A 16,014-nucleotide genomic window follows, 5' to 3' on the forward strand; every position below is an offset into this window, starting at 1 on the left:
AATCGCCCATGACGACCGATGCGCGCGCACTGGCGCGCTCCCTGATGTCCAAGCACGACCCGGGCGGCAACGGCGCCACCACCGCGGCCACCCCGGCCGCCGCGATCGACACCCCCGCGACCGCGCGCCCGGCGCCGCGCACCGACTTCCGCGACCACCCGGGCGTGGTGGAGGCCACCGAGAAATGGGCGCGCTTCGACACCTGGGCGCGCGGGGCCGGGGTGATCAACCCGTACTACCTGCCGCACGAGGGCGTCAGTGGCGCGGTGACCCGTTTCGCGGGCCGGGACATGCTGAACTTCAGCAGCTTCGGCTATCTGGACCTGGCCGCCGAGCCGCGGGTGCACGCGGCCGCGGCCGATGCCATCACCCGCTACGGCACCTCCGCGGCGGCGGTGCGGCTGGTGGCGGGCGAGCTGCCGTTGTACGGGGAGCTGGAGTCGGAGATCGCCCGCATCTACGATACCGACGCCGCGATCGTCACCTCGAGCGGTTTCCTCACCAACGCCGCGGCCGTGGCGTTCCTGCTCGGCAAACGCGATATCGCCGTGTGCGATTCACTGATCCACAACAGCATCGTCTCGGGCACCGAATGGGCCGGGTGCAAGCGGGTCACGTTCCGGCACAACGATCCGGAGTCGCTCGAGGCGATCCTGTCGATGTCGCGGCGCAGCTTCGAACGGGCCATGGTGCTGGTCGAGGGCGTCTACAGCATGGACGGCGATATCGTCCGGCTGCCCGAAATCATCGAGGTGGCACGCAGATACGACTGCTCGATCATGATCGACGAGGCGCATTCGTTCGGTGTCCTCGGTGAGCGCGGGCTGGGCGTGCGCGAGCATTTCGACCTGCCCGGCGACGCCGTCGACGTCTGGATGGGAACCCTGTCCAAGGCGCTGGGCAGCGTCGGCGGCTATCTGGCGGCCAACCGCGAGCTCGTCGACGGCTTCAAGTACTCCGCGTCGGGCCTGAGCATGTACACCGCCTCGCCCGCGCCGTCTGCGGCGGCCGCCGCGCTCGCGGGGCTCGCGGTGCTGCACGACGAACCCGAACGTGTCGCGGCGCTGCGGCACAACGCGCGGTATTTCCATCGGCGGGCCGGTGAACTCGGCTTCGACACCGGCAACGGGCAGGGCACGCCGATCACCCCGATCATCACCGGCGCCGACGAGCCCGCCGTCCGCGCCTCGATGGATCTGCTGGAACACAACGTGATGGCCAACGCCATCGGACATCCGGTGGTGCCCTCGGGCGAGGCCCGGCTGCGGTTCTTCGTCAACTGCCGGCACACCGAACAACAGCTCGACCAGGCGTTGAACACCGTGCGGCAGGTGTTCGACGGCATGACCACGGAAGAAGGGCCCCAGTCGTGAAGCTACCACCGAATCTGCTGCGAAAAGCGCTGGTGCCCTTGGCATCACTGGGCATGATGGTCGCGCTGTTCGTGCCCGCGCACTCCACCATGGTCGCCCCGGTGGAGTCCGACGCCGGCGCGCCGCTGGCGAGCAAGTTCAAGTTCACCGAGATGCCGATCGCGCTGCCGCCCGGCCTGCCCGAACGCAAGATCCGCAATATCGAGCCCCGCTACGAACACGTGGTGGCGTGGATGTCGTCGGTGAACGCGGCGGTGGCCATCAACGACATCGACGGCAACGGCAGAGCCGACGATCTGTGCCTGGTCGACTCCCGCTCCGACAGCGTGATCGTCACTCCCGCACCCGACAGCGACACCAGCCGCTATCAGCCGTTCGTGCTGAATCCGGCGCCGTTGCCGACCGACGACGAGATGGCGCCCACCGGATGCATTCCCGGCGATTTCGACCACTCCGGTCGGATCGGGCTGATGGTCTACTACGGTGGCCGCACCCCGATCGTGTTCCTGCCCCGGGCCGGGGCCAAACAGCTGAACAACGCCGCTTTCCGGCCGGTGGAGACCGTGGCGCCGCCCGCCACTCCCGACGGCAGCTATCAGGGGGCGCGCTGGTTCACGCTGGCGTCGTCGGTCGCCGATTTCGACGGCGACGGCAATCTCGACATCTTCATCGGGAACTACTTCCCCGACAGCGATTTCATCGGCGCCACCGGCGAGCACAGCCTGACGCTCAACGAATCGTTCTCCAAGGCCACCAATGCCGGTGGCGCGCACCTGCTCTCGCTGCAGCGCAGCACCGGCGGCACGGAACCGAACGCGGAGTTCCGCGAGGTGTTCGACGCCTTCCCCGAGCACGCGAAGAACGGCTGGACCATCGCGTCCGCGCCGCAGGACCTCACCGGTGACCAGCTGCCCGAACTGTATGTCGCCAACGACATGGGCCCGGACCGGTTGTTCGTGAACAAGTCCACCCCCGGCCATTTCGAGTTCGGGCTGGCCGAGGGCAAGCGCGGGCCGACCGATCCCAAGTCCTTCGTGCTGGGGCACGACTCGTTCAAGGGCATGGGCGTGGACTTCGGTGACCTCGACGGCCGCGGCATGCCCGACCTGTTCGTCAGCAACATCGCCCAGCGCTGGGGCATCATCGAGGGCAACCTGGCATTCTACAACACCGCCAAGGACACGAAAGACGCCGCCGCGCAGCTGAATTCGGGAGTGGCGCCGTTCGAGAACCGTTCGGTGAGCCAGGGCCTGGCCTGGAGCGGCTGGTGCTGGGACACCAAGATCGCCGACTTCGACAACAGCGGCCGCCCGCAGATCGTGCAGACCAACGGCATGTTCAAGGGCGACACCACCCGCTGGCCGCAGGTGCAGGAAATGGCCACCATGAACGACCTGCTGGCCCGATACCCGTGGGCCTGGCCGAATTTCACCGCGAAGGGCGACCTGGCCGGTAACAACCGGATGGCGTTCTTCGCCCAGGACGACAACGGCAAGTTCACCAACATCTCCCCCGCCCTGGACATCTTCGCGGCCGTCCCGACCCGGGGCATCGCGATCGGTGATCCCACCGGCACCGGCAAGCTCAGCTTCGCCGTCGCCCGGCAGTGGGACACCCCGGTCTACTACCGCAACGATTCGCCCGATACGGGCCGGTACCTCGGCCTGCAACTGTTCACCCCGCCGACGAACTCGGCGCCCGGCGACACCACCCTGGCAGGCAAGCCGATCCTCGGCTCACCGGCCGTCGGCGCCCAGGTCACCGTCACCACCCCGGACGGCAGGCCGCACATCGCCCAGCTCGACGGCGGCAGCGGGCACGCCGGGAAGCGGGCCACCGACATCCATCTCGGGCTCGGCGACGTCGATCCCGCCACCCCGCTGCCGGTCCAGCTGAGCTGGCGTGACAACCACGGCGCCGTGCACACCCAGCAGCTGCAGCTGCGGCCGGGCAGCCACACCCTCGTTCTCGACACCGATGCCCGGGAGGTGCACTGATGAGTGTCCAAGGCAACGGCCATCATCCCGACTCCGACGGCGAGGCGGTCCGCGCGGCCGAGGCGCCCCCAACCGCGTTCCAGGCGTGGCGGCGGAAGTGGCTGGGGGTCAACAAGGAAGGCCGCGACCCGCGCTATCTGGCGCTACGCAACTTCGCGGCCTCGCTGACGTTCTTCAACGTCATCGGCTTCCTGTGGCTGGGTTTCGAGCAGCCGTGGCTGTGGCCGATCCTGGCGGCGCTGACCGCCTACACCGTCGAGCTGATCCTCGAGACGCTGGCGGCGTGGGCCTACCAGCGCCCGCCCGCCTACCGCGGCAACGGGTTGCGTGGCCTGTTCGTGTTCCTGATGCCCGCGCACATCACCGGCGTCGCGTTCAACTTCCTGATGTACGCCGCCGACCAGTGGCTGCCGATCATGTTCGGCATCACCGTCGCGGTCGGCACCAAGTGGGTGCTGCGGGCGAAGATCCACGGCAAGGTCAAGCACTTCATGAACCCGTCGAACTTCGGGATCGTGGTGGCGCTGCTGGTGTTCCCGGAGATCGCGGTCGTCGGGCCCTACCACTTCGTGGAGAACGTGCAGGGCGCGGCCGACGCGCTGCTGGTGCTGGGCCTGCTGATGGCGGGCACCATGCTCAACGCCAAGCTGACCAAGAAGACACCGTTGATCGCGGCGTGGCTGGGCGCGTTCGTGTTGCAGGCGGTGGTGCGCGGGGCGCTGGATCCCGACGTGTCCATCATCGCGGCCCTGCTGCCGATCACCGGCATCGCGTTCGTGCTCTACACCAACTACATGATCACCGACCCGGCGACGTCCCCGTTCGCCAAGCGGGATCAGGTCGTCTTCGGCGCGTCGGTGGGCCTGATGTACGGGGTGCTGATGGCGCTGAACGTGTCGTTCGGGCTGTTCTTCGCGCTGGTGATCGTGTGCGCGAGCCGCGGCGTCTTCTGGTGGTACCGCAACATTCGCGAATGGCTCGCCAAGCGCGCCGTCCCCGCCGAACCCGCACCGCGCGCGGCCGAGCCCGCCGCGCTGGAACCGGCGGCCGCACCGTCGTGACCCCGGCCGCCGCAACAGAATCGAGGATCGCCATGCCGTCGAGGATCGGACCGCTACGGTCGGTGCTGCTGGGCACCGGCGCCGACGTGCCACCGCTGGGCCGCCCCGGGTTCGCCACGCCGAACCCGGGGACCAAGGCCGAATTGGAGCGCGTCGCCACCCATCTCGCCACCAGCATCGACGTCGCGGTGCGCAGCAAGAACAACGACGAACTGATCGCGCACATCGAGAGCCTGCCCCAGCAGTATCAGGGCTTCGCGTTCGAGGGCGCGGCGACGGGCCTGGCGGCGGTCGACTCGATCACGCCGTTCAGCCGCCGCGCGCACGACCTGATCACCGGGCCCGCCGCCAAACACGATCTGACCATGTACGTGGGTGTCGGGCTGGCCATGGGACGCATCCCGAGGCCGTTCTGGCGCAAGGTGTTTCCGAAACACCCGGCCTACCGGTGGCTGGCGATCGACGGGTTCGGCTTCTACAACGCCTTCTTCCGCACCGAGAAGTACATCGGGCGGCACTTCGCCGCCGACCGGTACCCGCGCTGGATGGGTGACCGCGCGCCGCTGCGCCGCTGCGCCGATCAAGGGATCGGGCGGGCGCTGTGGTTCGTCAGCGGCGGCTCGCCGGAGGGCGTGGCCAAACTGATCGACGAGTTCGACGCGAGCCGGCACGCCGATCTGTGGAGCGGTATCGGGATCGCGACGACGTTCGCCGGCGGGGTGGCGGCCAGCGATCTGGAGGCGATCCTGGCCCGGGTGCCGCAGTTCCGGGAGCCGCTGGCCGCCGGGTCGGCGATGGTCGCGAAGATCCGCCAGCAGGCCGACAGCGCTATCCCGCACACCCACGCGGCGGTGCGCGCCTACACCGGCCGCACGCTCGACGAGGCCGCCGCGCTGATCGATCGGGCGTTCGCGGAGGTCCCGCAGGACGGCACCGCGGCGGCCTATCAGGCCTGGCGCGACCACCTCGGCGCGCTGGCCGTACCGGCATGAGCGGGGCGCGCTGGGCGGGCGTGCACGTCATCGTGACCGGCGGGTCGGAGGGTATCGGAGCCGCCGTGGCCGCCGCCTTCGCGCGCCGCGGCGCCCGGGTGTCGATCATCGCCCGGCGTCCGGAACCGTTGCGCGACACGGCGTTACGCCTCGGCGCCGACCACCGCGCCGCCGATGTCACCGATCGGGTGGCGCTGGCGGCGGCGATCGCGGAGCTCGAGGCCCGCAACGGCGGCTGCGGTGTGCTGGCCTGCTGTGCGGGGCTCACCCTGCCGGGCCTGTTCACCGAACTGGGCGACGACGAGTTCGCGATCCAGACCGACGCGAACTATCTCGGCTCGGTGTACGCCGTGCGCGCGGTGCTGCCGGGCATGATCGAACGCGGCAAAGGCCATGTGCTGCTGCTGAGTTCGACCTCGGCGTTCCTCGGCATCCCCGGGTACGGCGCCTACGCGCCCACCAAGGCGAGCATCCGGCAGCTGGGCCTGTGCCTGCGCTACGAGACCGAACCGGCCGGCGTGTCGGTGTCGGTGCTGTATCCCGCCGACACCGACACACCGGGGCTGGTGCGGGAGAATCTGCGCAAGCCGCCGGAGACCAAGGCCATCACCGGCAATATCAAGCCGTTGCCGGCCGACAAGGTGGCCGAGGCGGCGGTGCGGGGTATCGAGCGGGGCCGCCACCACATCACCACCGATCTGCTCACCACCTTTCTCCTGCGCTGGGCGAATATTCCCGAGGATTTCATGCGGCCGTTCTTCCGCCGCAGTATCTCCCGGGCGCGGCAGCGCGCGCGTACAGCGGCTCTGTGATCGGAATCGAGGCGAGGAGGGACATGCGCGGTCACCGATTCGCGAATACCGCGGCGGCGGGGAATACCGTCGCCCAGGAAAGGAGCATCGCGACGAAGGCGAATGATTTCGCGCGGCGCACGACGCCGATCGCGGCCCCGATCGGCTTACCGCGCACACCGGCGAGCAGCCGCCCGAGATATATCACGCCGAAGGCTACCGCCGCCAGGTACGGAATATACGTCCAGGAGTATCCGGCCGCCGGAAATGTCACCGCGACGAAAACGGCGGCGCCGGTCACGAGCTGCGCGAGCCCGATCGCGAACGACGGAAATATTCCGAGGGCGCGCGGGGCGGTGACAATGGAATGTTCGGCGTCTTCGGGAACGTCTTCGGCAGCGTTCACGATGAATACCGAATTGACCGTGAGCCCGAGGCCGAGAATCGCCGCCACGGCCGCCCATTCCAGCGGCCGGTCGTAGGTCCGCAGCAGCGCGAGACCGGGAAGGAGCGTCACCATCACCAGAACCGCAGGAATCTGCCGGCCTCCGGCACCCTTCAGGTGCAGCGGCGGCAGCGAGTACTGAAAGGCCAGCACCACCCCGATACCCATCACCACCAGCAGGTCGAGGTGACCGGTCGTGCCGATGAGCCAGCTCAGGCACACCGCGATGACCGCGACCCAGGCGAAGATCTGCCGCCGCACGCGCCGCACTCCGAGATCACCCACGGCCCGCGAGAGCCGGGATTTGAAGTCGGCGTCGAGCCAGCGGTCGGCCAGGCAGTTCACGACATTGGTCAAGAGCACGTAAGCGGTGAGCATGACGATGGTGACCAGCATTCGCACCGAGAGCACCTCGCTCCACGAATGCGAACTGACGACCACCGACGCGGCCATCACGCCCGCGCCGAGCGGCAGCACCTCCACGCGATGCACGGCGAGGCCGAGCCGGAATGCGCGCACCGGCGACATTTTCCGCTCGCGTTCCGCCGGGTCCGCCGAGAATACCCGGCGGAACTCCGCCGCTGCGCCCATGGTCATCGAATTCTCCAAATCGTCGAACAACAACCCGGTACCCGCGCATAATACAATTGATTTCCGCCTGTGAGAACAGCACGAAAGGATGCCGTTATGTCGATGCTGGACTCGGTAACCGATAATGTCCTGCGCACGCCCTATCAGCGCGCCGTGGCCGACTACTGGAACAACAATCCCAACGACGACCGCATCAATGTGAAGCTCGGCGAAGTCGACGGCCTCTACCATCATCACTACGGCATCGGCGATTACGATCCGCGCGTTCTGGAGGGCCCGGCGGAGTCCCGCCAGGAACGGCTCGTCGCCGAGTTGCATCGACTGGAAACCGCACAGGCCGATTATTTGCTGGATCAATTCGGGGCGGTGCGTCCCGACGATCGGCTGCTCGATGCCGGTTCCGGGCGCGGCGGCACCAGCATCATGGCCAACGCCCGGTTCGGCTGCCGGGTCGACGGGGTTTCGATCTCGGAGTACCAGGTGGGCTTCGCCAACGAGCAGGCCGCGCAGCGCGGTGTCGCCGACCGGGTCGAATTCCACCTGCGCAACATGCTCGACACCGGCTTCGAGGCGGGCTCGATGGGCGGGGTGTGGACCAACGAAACCACCATGTACGTCAACCTTTTCGACCTGTACGCCGAATTCGCCCGGGTGTTGCGGCCCGGTGGCCGCTACGTGTGCATCACCGGCTGCTCCAACGATGTCATCGGGGGCCGGTCGTCGGCGGTGAGCAAGATCGACGCCCACTACACCTGCAACATCCACCCGCGCGGCGACTACTTCAAGGCGCTGGCCGCGAGCAAGCTGGTGCCGGTCAGCGTCACCGATCTGACCGCGGCCACCATCCCGTACTGGGAGCTGCGCACGCATTCGGAGCTCGCGACCGGGGTGGAGGAGTCGTTCCTCACCGCCTACCGCGAGGGTAGTTTCCAGTATCTGCTCATCGTCGCCGACCGGGTGGTCTGATGAGCGCCCGCGACAACGATTAGGACCTGCCCATGGCCATCACACACCGCGACAGCGAATCCCTGCGTGGGCAGTTGCGGCGCATCTTCACCGCCGGTCCGGGCGAGGAGGGCCGGCCGCTGCCGCTGCGCACCAAGCTCGATTACGCGCTGTGGCTGACGCGGCCGGAGATCGCGCCCATGTCCGCGGCGGTGATGGTGGCCGATGTCCTGTTCAGCGCCCATTCCGGGGCGGAGATCGCGAATGTTCCCATGTTGGTCGCGGCGCTGATCCTGGCCGCGGCCATCCAGCTGCTGCACGTGGCCAACTGCCTGGCCGACCGCTGGGTCGACATGGAGTACAAGTCGAAGTTCGCCCGGATGGTGCGTGATCTCGGGGTGCGGTTCGTCGCCTGGCAGGTCTATCTCACCACCGCGTTCATTCTGCTCGGTGGCGGGTACATCGCCTGGGCGACAGGGCATTACGACCTGGTGCCCCTCGTCGCGCTGGGCACCTTCCTGCTGCTGCAGTACTCGCTGCCGCCGTGGCATTTCAAGTCCGCGGGGTTCTGGCAGATCCCGTGGACCTACGTCGGCACCATGGTGTTTCCCGGCCTGGTGGTGCTGCGGCTCTACGATCGGCCGATCGAGATCCCGGCGCTGCTGGCCGTGCTCGGGCTCGGGCTGACGTTGACGGGGATCTTCTCGGTCAATACCGCCGAGGACATTCCCGAGGACGCCGAGCACGGCATCAACACCTCGGTGCTGGCGCTGGGCCTGCCGCTGTCGTTCGCCGAATCCATGACCCGGGTGAGTGTGGGCGCGGCCCTGGTGATCGGCGGCGTGGTGACGGTCGCGGGCTGGACCTGGACGCTGCTGCCCTACGCCGCGGTCCTGCTGATCGTGCTGTGGTATCTGGGCAGCACCCTGGCCGGTGTGTGGCGCAAGCCGCTGGACGAGGCGATGGCGGTGGTGCGGCCCCGGGCCAAGATGTTCGTGGTGATGGTGGCGCTGATGGGCTGGGTCACGGTCTTCCCGGCGGCGGCCGTGTTCGCTGCCCGGTGATCGGTCCGCGCAGCATGCTCACGCTCCGGTGGTCGAGCCGGGCCGCACGATCATCAGGACCGTGACGATCACCCAGAGCAGGTTGAAAATGCCTGTATAGCTGGTCAATCGCGCGACGGTGCGCGCCTCGGCCCGCGCCCCGGTGACGCCCTTGTCGCCCGGCAGCGCGGTGACGCCCTTGTCGCCCGGCAGCGCCGTGACGCCCTCGTCGCCCAGCAGCGCGGCCTGCCGGGGCAGCACGCCGACCGCGAGTACCGCGGCCGCGGCGGCGGTGAGGACGATCGACGCGATCAGCCACGCGTCGCCGAGCACGCCGAGGCTGCTCGCGGTGCCGAAGCCGAGGACCGGGACGGCCAGTCCGACCACGGCGTAGACGCGGCAGATCCGGTGCAGCGCCGCGACGACGGCATGGTCGCGGTCGGCGCCGGATGCGGCGGCGCGGCGGGTGGCGGCGGGAAACATGCCGGCCGCCACGGTGATCGGGCCGATGGCGATGATCGCCACCAGCACATGGAGGGCGAGCAGGGCCTTGGTCATGCGGCGTCGTTCCAGATGCTGGTGGCCAGGATCGCGTCCCAGGTGAGGTGCGGTGTGTCGGGGTGGTGCTCGCGCACGATCGCACCGGCGAGGGTGCCCGGCAGCGCTTTTCGGGGGTCGGCCAGCGCTTGGGCCTCGATGGCGGCGGTGAGGGCGCGGCTGCCGCCGAGTCGCGGGTAGGCGGCGTGTACTCGATCGGCGTAGTCGGGTGTGATGTCGCCCGGTGTGCCCGCGACATCGATGCCGATGCCGTGCACGGCGATCCAGCTCTCCGCCGGGCGACGGCGGCGATAGACCGGGGAGGCGGTGAATCCGGAGGTGTGGGCGGCGATGGCGTCCCATACCGTGTCGATCAGGGTGTCGGGGGCGCCGTGGTCTTCGAGGAACCGCGCGGCGTAGTCGGCACCGTCGAGTTCGAAGCGCTGGGTTCCGTTGCCGGTCGCGGCCAGGCCGAGGTCGTGCAGGGCGCAGATCAGGTACATCGCCTCGTCGTCGTAGTCGGCGCCCGGCCGCAGGCCCTGCTGCGCGGCGGCCGCGCGGGCGAACAGGTAGCCGCGCACACTGTGATTGCGGAGAGGCGCGGGCAGTTCGCGGGCGATCAGCTCGCTCGCGGTGTCCGCCAGCGGTGTCGACGGCAGCGCGAGCGAATCCTGTTGTGCCGCAGCGGTTCCAGCGGCCAGGACCGCGCCGGTAACCAGACCTGCGCCGAGTGCGGTACGGCGTGTGATGGACATGAGTGATCTCTCCTCAAGGTAGGGCGGGTCGTGGTGCGCCGCATTCGCCATGCAGCGGAACACGTTGAAAAGCAATGGATTCCATCGGGGGTCAGTGAATGCGTTGTAATTCACCGTGCACGCAATGGAATGCGACGGGTAGGCAGTGGGATTCGGCCGGATGCAGTGGGTTCATCGAGATGCCGTGAGGTTCAGCAGGATTCGGCGGACGCGGCGGATGCGGCGGGTATCCAGCGAGAATCAGTGGGGCTCAGCGGGGATGCAGTGGAGTTCAGCGGGACGCTCTGGGGCCAGCGGGATGCAGTCGGTTTCATGGGATGATGCAGTCGGTTTCATGGGATGCGGCCGGGTTCAGCAGGATGCGGCGGGGTGTGGTGGCATGCAGCGGCCTCAGCAGGGTGCGGTGGCATCCGGCGGTCAGGAGTGAAATGCTGTCGGTTCAGCAAGTCGCGGTGGGTTTCAGTGGGGTGCAGTCGGGTTGAGTCGTTGGCAGTGGGTTTTGGCGGGGATGTAGCGGGAGTGATGGGGATTCGTGGTGTGGGGTTCAGTGGGGTGTGGCGCGGAAGCGGGTGCGGTAGTCGGTCGGGGTGGTGCCGAGGACTTTGAGGAAGGTGCGGCGCAGGGTTTCCTCGGACCCGAATCCGCAGCGCCGGGCGACGGTGGTGACGCCGTCGTCGGACGCCTCGAGTAGGTGCTGGGCGGCTTCGACACGGACGCGCTCGACGTATTGGGCCGGTGTCATGCCGATCTCGCGGCGGAACAGCCGGGTCAGGTGGCGTTCGCTCATCGTGGCGTGGGCGGCCATGGTCGCCAGGGTGTGCGCGGCCGCCGGATTCGCGGCGACGGTGTCGATCAGGTGGCGGAGGCGGGAGTTTCGTGGCGTGGCGACGGTGGCGCGGACGCTGAACTGCGATTGCCCGCCGGGCCGGTGCAGGAACACCACCAGGTGCTTGGCGACGGACCGGGCGAGGTCGGAGCCCTCGTCCTCTTCCACCAGGGCCAGCGCGAGGTCGATGCCCGTGGTCACCCCCGCGGAGGTGACGACCGGGCCGTCGCGCACATAGATCGCGTCCTGGTCCACCTCGATATCCGGGAAGCGTTGCGCCAGTAGGTGACACGCCGTCCAGTGCGTGGTGGCGCGGCGGCCCGCCAGCAGCCCGGCCTCGGCGAGCACGAACGCCCCGGTGCACACCGACACGATCCGCCGCGCACCCGCCGCCGCGCCGCGCACCGCGGGCACCAGCCCGGGCGGCAGTCCCTCCCCCACCGCGTATCCCGGGACAACGAGAGTGTCGACCCTCCCGGCGAATTCACCTATCGCACCGTCGACGCCCAGCGGCACACCGACATCCGTGCGCGCGGCCCGGCCGTCGGGCGAGGCGAACCGGATCCGCCGTCCCGCCCAGTGCAGCACCTGCACGGGCCCGGCGATGTCGAGCAGCAGCGCTCCCTCGCCCAGCGCCACCAGCACATCCCCGCGGTCGGTTTCCATGCACCGAGTCTTGCCCGCGCCGAGAGGAGTCCGCAATGACACGAAGCCCACAGATCCGGACACGACCATCCCGGGTCTCCGACCGCATCAGGTCAGACGGCAGCGGGATAGCCCGGGTTCGGCTCGGGGCGGTGGATGGGGCCCGCGCCGAGATGTTCACCACCCGTGAGGGTTCGGGGTCGCCGGCGGTCGCGTGGGCTTATTAGGGTCTGGAGCCGAGCGGGTGGGGATGTGCGTAGACGAGGAGTGGGCAGTGGGTTCGTTGTTCGCGGTGTTCCTGCCGCTGGCTTTGGCGCTGGTGATGTTCGGGCTCGGGCTCACCCTGACGGCGGCGGATTTCGCTCGGGTGCTGCGGTATCCGAAGGCGGCGGCGGTGGCGCTGGTCTGCCAGATGGTGTTGCTGCCCGCGGTGTGCGTGGGACTGATCCACCTGTTCGGGCTGGAGGGGGCGGTGGCGGCGGGGATGCTGCTGCTGGCGGCCTCGCCGGGCGGGCCGTCGGCCAACCTGTTCAGCCATATCGCGGGCGGGAACGTGGCGCTCAACATCACTCTCACCGCCGTCAATTCGGTGCTGGCGGTGTTCACGTTGCCGCTGGTGGTCGGGTTGTCCTACGCGCTGTACCTCGACGGTGACGCGGGTATCGGGCTGCGGCCGAACAAGTTCGCCCAGGTGTTCGCGATCGTGCTGATCCCCGTGGCGCTGGGCATGTGGGTGCACCACCGGTTCCCGGAGTGGTCGCGGCGGCGCGGCGGCGTCAAGGTGCTGTCGGTGGTGGTGCTGGCGCTGGTGGTGCTCGCGGCGGTGGCGCGCGATGTCGACACCCTCACCGACAATGTGGGCGCGCTGGCGGCGGTGTGCCTGCTGCTGGCGACGATCGGCATCCTGGCCGGGTATTTCGTGTCGCGGCTGTTCGGTGTCGACTCCGATCAGGCGGTGGCCGCGGCGATGGAGATCGGTATCCACAACGGCGCGCTCGCCATCGCGGTGGCGACCTCGGTGCTGCACGATTCCGCCATGGCGGTCCCCGCGGCCGTGTACGGGGTGCTGATGAATCTGCCCGCCGGGGTGGCGGCGGCCCTGTTCGCCCGCCGCGCCCGGGCCGCCGTGCCCGCCTGACGACACGCCGACCGCCGCCGGAGTTTTCAGCAATTGTCCAGCTACGATTGCTGGAATGCGACAGTCGAATCGCCGCCACGCCCTGGCGGCGTCTGCCGCCGCCGTCGCGGCCCTGCTGGTGCCCGGTCTGACCTGGATCGCCCCGGCCGCCCACGCCGGTGCCCTGCCGCCGCTGGGCGACGATTTCCTCTGGGGTGTGGCCGCTTCCGGCTTCCAGTCCGAAGGCGCTGTGCCCGACAGCAATTGGAGTCGTTTCATCGAATCCGGCGCGGTCGACGACTACCGCGACTCGGTGCGGTTCCTCGACTTCTACACCGACGACATCGACCACGCCGCCCGGCTCGGGGTGAAGGTGTTCCGGATGAGCGTGGAATGGGCACGGGTGCAGCCGACCCCGGACGGCTGGGACGAGCACGCCTTCCAGGTCTACGACCGGATGGTCGACAAGATCATCGCCTACGGCATGACCCCGATGATCACCCTCGACCACTGGGTGTATCCGGGCTGGGCGGCCGACCGCGGTGGCTGGCGTAATCCGGGCATGGTCGAGGACTGGCTGGCCAACGCCCGGAAGGTGGTGAACCGCTTCGCCTCGCGCAAGCCGATCTGGGTGACGATCAACGAACCGGCCGCCTACATCGGCACCGAGTTGCGCATCGGCGCGCTCGGCCCCGGCGAGGAACCGCTGATGCGGGAGCGACTCGCCCAGGTGCACAACGAGATCTACGACACCATCCACCACAACCAGCCCGACGCGCAGGTCACCAGCAATCTCGGCTACGTGCCCGGGATGGAGACCGAGGTGAATCAGCCCTTCGTCGATCTGGTCGCCGACAAGCTCGACTTCCTCGGCGTCGACTACTATTTCGGCCCTGACGACCACAGCGCCGCGGGGGAAACCTCGGCCGGCAGCCCCGCCATGTGGGAGCTCCCCCTGCAAACCGAGGGCATCTATTACGCGCTGCGCCATTACGCCCGGCTCTTTCCCGGCAAACCCCTCTACGTGGTGGAGAGCGGCATGCCGACCGAGAACGGGCGGCCGCGCCCGGACGGCTACACCCGCGTCGATCACCTGCGCGACACGGTCTACTGGCTGCAGCGGGCCAAGGCCGACGGTATCGACGTGCGCGGCTACAACTACTGGAGCCTCACCGACAATTACGAATGGGGCAGTTACGCACCGCGTTTCGGGCTCTACACCGTCGACGCCGAGCAGGATCCGACGCTGACCCGTCATCCCACCGACGCGGTCGAGGCGTACGCCACGCTGACGCGGACCGGAGGTGTCCCGGCGGATTACCGGCCCACCCGCGGCCCGGTCGAGTGCTCTCAGGTGGACCCGCCCGCCAGCTGCGACGAGCCGGTCACCGTCGACCCCGAATCTCCGGCCCCCTGACCCGCGCTGCCGGGTGTGCCCCGCGGGGGCCGGAGAAGGCATGTGGGGTCCAGTGGCGTGAAAACTCACGCTAAGCCAGATCAGGTGGTCTGAGCACCGTTTCGGGAGATCGGTGAGCATTGTTGCCGCGCTGACGGTTTCATGAGCGGCTGTGCAGGATGAGGGTGCGACGCCGGGTACGGCCAGTTCGGAGTGTTGTCCTGGGTCGAGCGGCAGCGGTTCTTCCATCTCGACGACCAGGACCACGAGCTAATCGCTGAACGCCGCCGCGACAGCAATCGATTGGGCTTCGCCACCTGTCGACAAACGCGCGAAGGCTGACCCCCAGGCGAACCGTGGATGCTGATCCCGGGTCAACTTTCGGGAGTTGGTAGGGGTCAGCTTTGGCGGTTCAGTCGCCGGTGCGGTTGTCCTTGGCGAGCAGGGCTCGGCGTCGGCGGGTGCGGTAGGAATCGCCTGCGAGAGTGCGGACCTCGGCGTGGTGGGCCAAGCGGTCGATCATGGCCGCAGCGACCACGTTACTACCGGAACCCCGCATCGGGTTCTCAGGAGCTGGCGATGATCTCTATCAGGCTTGCGAAACTGTCTCTGCCATGGCCGGCTTCGATGCCCCCGTGCGTGAGCGATCTGATGAGTTGGGGAAGTTCTGTGTTGATGCCGCGCTCTTGGGCGGCTTGGATGAGGTGGTCCATGAGGGGTGCGTCGAGTTCGAGCCATTCCCCATCGCCGGGGTACCGACCGTTGTCTATCTGTTGGGCGTAGTCGGCGATGACCGACGCGATCGTTGTCGACATCCAGTGATTCAGCAGTGGGGCCGTAGTTGTTGCGCGAACCTCGGCCGTGCGCAGCAAAGCTGCGCTGTACAGGTATCCGATCAGGGTGGCCCACGCAAAGTTCAGCATCGCGAGGTCGTAGAGCGCCGCCGTGCCGGGGTCCGGCCCCAGATACGTCGCGCTACCCAGCTGCCCGAGCAGTCGTTCGTGATGTGCGAACAGTTCTTCGGAACCGCTGTACACCAGCACTGTCTCGGGCTTGCCGACATGTTCGGGATGCGCCATCAGTGCACCGTCGAGGTACCGGCCGCCACGTTCGCCCACCCAAGCGGCCAATTGCTGGGCCTGCACACTGGTGCCTGAGGTCACGTTCACCACGTCGCGGGAGGTGATGTGCTGCTCAGCTCGCCCGAGGATCCGAGCCGCAGCGTCGTAGTCATCGACGCATACAACGACCAGGGACGCACCGTCGAGAGCTGCATGTAGTGAATCCGCTCGCCGAATCGAGCGCGGATGAGGGGCGTCGCTGTGCTCGTCCCAGAACGTGACCGCGTTGTCCGTCGCCAGAGCTTCGGCCATCGCCTCTGCTCGGACGCCGCGTCCGAGCACGGTCACGGATATCCCCACAGGTGTAAGCATCATGTCTTCTCTCCGCGTTGCTGCCCACCGAGACGTGGGCGAAAGGCTTGGTTCGGCTACGCTAATC

14 protein-coding genes and 2 pseudogenes are annotated in these 16,014 nt (G+C 68.3%); 10 read left to right on the plus strand and 6 right to left on the minus strand.

Going from position 1 to position 16,014, the window contains the following annotated elements; translation table 11 throughout:
* Positions 1-8: 8 nt before the first annotated feature.
* The 5 genes from NWFMUON74_RS17275 to NWFMUON74_RS17295 are packed head-to-tail and all read left to right on the plus strand — an operon-like array spanning position 9 to position 6,235.
* Positions 9-1,373 carry an aminotransferase class I/II-fold pyridoxal phosphate-dependent enzyme gene (locus NWFMUON74_RS17275; protein ID WP_187688787.1) on the plus strand — a complete coding sequence of 455 codons (1,365 nt, stop codon included), beginning with the start codon at positions 9-11 and terminating at the stop codon, positions 1,371-1,373.
* The gene (locus tag NWFMUON74_RS17280; protein WP_197987026.1) at positions 1,370-3,370 is read left to right on the plus strand and encodes a CRTAC1 family protein; all 2,001 of its coding nucleotides are present in this window, start codon (positions 1,370-1,372) and stop codon (positions 3,368-3,370) included. Before NWFMUON74_RS17275 ends, NWFMUON74_RS17280 begins: the two co-directional genes overlap by 4 nt.
* Positions 3,370-4,431, plus strand: a complete 1,062-nt coding sequence (locus NWFMUON74_RS17285) for an RnfABCDGE type electron transport complex subunit D (protein ID WP_187688788.1) — start codon at positions 3,370-3,372, stop codon at positions 4,429-4,431. Before NWFMUON74_RS17280 ends, NWFMUON74_RS17285 begins: the two co-directional genes overlap by 1 nt.
* 32 nt (positions 4,432-4,463) lie before the next feature.
* On the plus strand, positions 4,464-5,423 hold the full coding sequence (locus NWFMUON74_RS17290) for a DUF1702 family protein (protein ID WP_187688789.1): 960 nt from the start codon (positions 4,464-4,466) through the stop codon (positions 5,421-5,423).
* Positions 5,420-6,235 carry an SDR family NAD(P)-dependent oxidoreductase gene (locus NWFMUON74_RS17295; protein ID WP_187688790.1) on the plus strand — a complete coding sequence of 272 codons (816 nt, stop codon included), beginning with the start codon at positions 5,420-5,422 and terminating at the stop codon, positions 6,233-6,235. Before NWFMUON74_RS17290 ends, NWFMUON74_RS17295 begins: the two co-directional genes overlap by 4 nt.
* Before the next feature lie 31 nt (positions 6,236-6,266).
* Here NWFMUON74_RS17295 and NWFMUON74_RS17300 read toward each other — a convergent pair whose 3' ends face one another.
* Positions 6,267-7,256, minus strand: a complete 990-nt coding sequence (locus NWFMUON74_RS17300) for a UbiA family prenyltransferase (protein ID WP_187688791.1) — start codon at positions 7,254-7,256, stop codon at positions 6,267-6,269.
* 90 nt (positions 7,257-7,346) lie between these two features.
* On the opposite strand from NWFMUON74_RS17300, the gene NWFMUON74_RS17305 reads away from it, so the two are divergent.
* Both NWFMUON74_RS17305 and NWFMUON74_RS17310 read left to right on the plus strand, forming a co-directional pair.
* Positions 7,347-8,216: a geranyl diphosphate 2-C-methyltransferase gene (locus NWFMUON74_RS17305; RefSeq protein ID WP_187688792.1), complete on the plus strand. Its 870-nt coding sequence runs from the start codon at positions 7,347-7,349 to the stop codon at positions 8,214-8,216.
* 32 nt (positions 8,217-8,248) lie between these two features.
* Positions 8,249-9,259, plus strand: a complete 1,011-nt coding sequence (locus NWFMUON74_RS17310) for a UbiA prenyltransferase family protein (RefSeq protein ID WP_187688793.1) — start codon at positions 8,249-8,251, stop codon at positions 9,257-9,259.
* Between the two features lie 18 nt (positions 9,260-9,277).
* Here NWFMUON74_RS17310 and NWFMUON74_RS17315 read toward each other — a convergent pair whose 3' ends face one another.
* The 3 genes from NWFMUON74_RS17315 to NWFMUON74_RS17325 form a co-directional block, all read right to left on the minus strand.
* Positions 9,278-9,796, minus strand: coding sequence for a hypothetical protein (locus NWFMUON74_RS17315; RefSeq protein WP_187688794.1), 519 nt, complete (start codon positions 9,794-9,796; stop codon positions 9,278-9,280).
* Positions 9,793-10,530, minus strand: coding sequence for an HD domain-containing protein (locus tag NWFMUON74_RS17320; protein ID WP_187688795.1), 738 nt, complete (start codon positions 10,528-10,530; stop codon positions 9,793-9,795). The genes NWFMUON74_RS17315 and NWFMUON74_RS17320 overlap by 4 nt, the downstream gene beginning before the upstream one ends.
* 544 nt (positions 10,531-11,074) lie before the next feature.
* On the minus strand, positions 11,075-12,022 hold the full coding sequence (locus tag NWFMUON74_RS17325) for a GlxA family transcriptional regulator (RefSeq protein WP_187688796.1): 948 nt from the start codon (positions 12,020-12,022) through the stop codon (positions 11,075-11,077).
* Between the two features lie 253 nt (positions 12,023-12,275).
* Between NWFMUON74_RS17325 and NWFMUON74_RS17330 the strand changes: the two genes are divergently transcribed.
* From NWFMUON74_RS17330 to NWFMUON74_RS36880, 3 genes and pseudogenes are all read left to right on the plus strand, one after another.
* Entirely contained in the window at positions 12,276-13,139 is an 864-nt protein-coding gene (locus tag NWFMUON74_RS17330; protein WP_187688797.1) for a bile acid:sodium symporter family protein, read from the plus strand.
* 55 nt (positions 13,140-13,194) lie between these two features.
* On the plus strand, positions 13,195-14,535 hold the full coding sequence (locus NWFMUON74_RS17335) for a family 1 glycosylhydrolase (protein ID WP_187688798.1): 1,341 nt from the start codon (positions 13,195-13,197) through the stop codon (positions 14,533-14,535).
* Positions 14,536-14,724: 189 nt separating this feature from the next.
* A pseudogene (locus tag NWFMUON74_RS36880) lies at positions 14,725-14,829 on the plus strand (DUF4158 domain-containing protein); the annotation flags it as partial.
* A 97-nt stretch (positions 14,830-14,926) separates the two neighbouring features.
* Here the strand turns inward: NWFMUON74_RS36880 and NWFMUON74_RS17345 are convergent.
* Both NWFMUON74_RS17345 and NWFMUON74_RS17350 read right to left on the minus strand, forming a co-directional pair.
* A pseudogene (locus NWFMUON74_RS17345) lies at positions 14,927-15,061 on the minus strand (ATP-binding protein); the annotation flags it as partial.
* Positions 15,062-15,080: 19 nt separating this feature from the next.
* The gene (locus NWFMUON74_RS17350; RefSeq protein WP_197987027.1) at positions 15,081-15,923 is read right to left on the minus strand and encodes an NAD(P)-dependent oxidoreductase; all 843 of its coding nucleotides are present in this window, start codon (positions 15,921-15,923) and stop codon (positions 15,081-15,083) included.
* Between the last annotated feature and the right edge of the window lie 91 nt (positions 15,924-16,014).

It is taken from the genome of Nocardia wallacei (assembly GCF_014466955.1).
GTDB lineage: Bacteria > Actinomycetota > Actinomycetes > Mycobacteriales > Mycobacteriaceae > Nocardia > Nocardia wallacei.

What these genes read in the sequence shown, in the direction of transcription:
- NWFMUON74_RS17295 (WP_187688790.1), top strand. Translation starts at nt 5,420, where the DNA reads ATGAGCGGGGCGCGCTGGGCGGGCGTGCACGTCATCGTGACCGGCGGG.
- NWFMUON74_RS17315 (WP_187688794.1), bottom strand. Translation starts at nt 9,796, where the DNA reads ATGACCAAGGCCCTGCTCGCCCTCCATGTGCTGGTGGCGATCATCGCC.
- NWFMUON74_RS17275 (WP_187688787.1), top strand. Translation starts at nt 9, where the DNA reads ATGACGACCGATGCGCGCGCACTGGCGCGCTCCCTGATGTCCAAGCAC.
- NWFMUON74_RS17290 (WP_187688789.1), top strand. Translation starts at nt 4,464, where the DNA reads ATGCCGTCGAGGATCGGACCGCTACGGTCGGTGCTGCTGGGCACCGGC.
- NWFMUON74_RS17335 (WP_187688798.1), top strand. Translation starts at nt 13,195, where the DNA reads ATGCGACAGTCGAATCGCCGCCACGCCCTGGCGGCGTCTGCCGCCGCC.
- NWFMUON74_RS17310 (WP_187688793.1), top strand. Translation starts at nt 8,249, where the DNA reads ATGGCCATCACACACCGCGACAGCGAATCCCTGCGTGGGCAGTTGCGG.
- NWFMUON74_RS17285 (WP_187688788.1), top strand. Translation starts at nt 3,370, where the DNA reads ATGAGTGTCCAAGGCAACGGCCATCATCCCGACTCCGACGGCGAGGCG.
- NWFMUON74_RS17300 (WP_187688791.1), bottom strand. Translation starts at nt 7,256, where the DNA reads ATGACCATGGGCGCAGCGGCGGAGTTCCGCCGGGTATTCTCGGCGGAC.
- NWFMUON74_RS17305 (WP_187688792.1), top strand. Translation starts at nt 7,347, where the DNA reads ATGTCGATGCTGGACTCGGTAACCGATAATGTCCTGCGCACGCCCTAT.
- NWFMUON74_RS17320 (WP_187688795.1), bottom strand. Translation starts at nt 10,530, where the DNA reads ATGTCCATCACACGCCGTACCGCACTCGGCGCAGGTCTGGTTACCGGC.
- NWFMUON74_RS17325 (WP_187688796.1), bottom strand. Translation starts at nt 12,022, where the DNA reads ATGGAAACCGACCGCGGGGATGTGCTGGTGGCGCTGGGCGAGGGAGCG.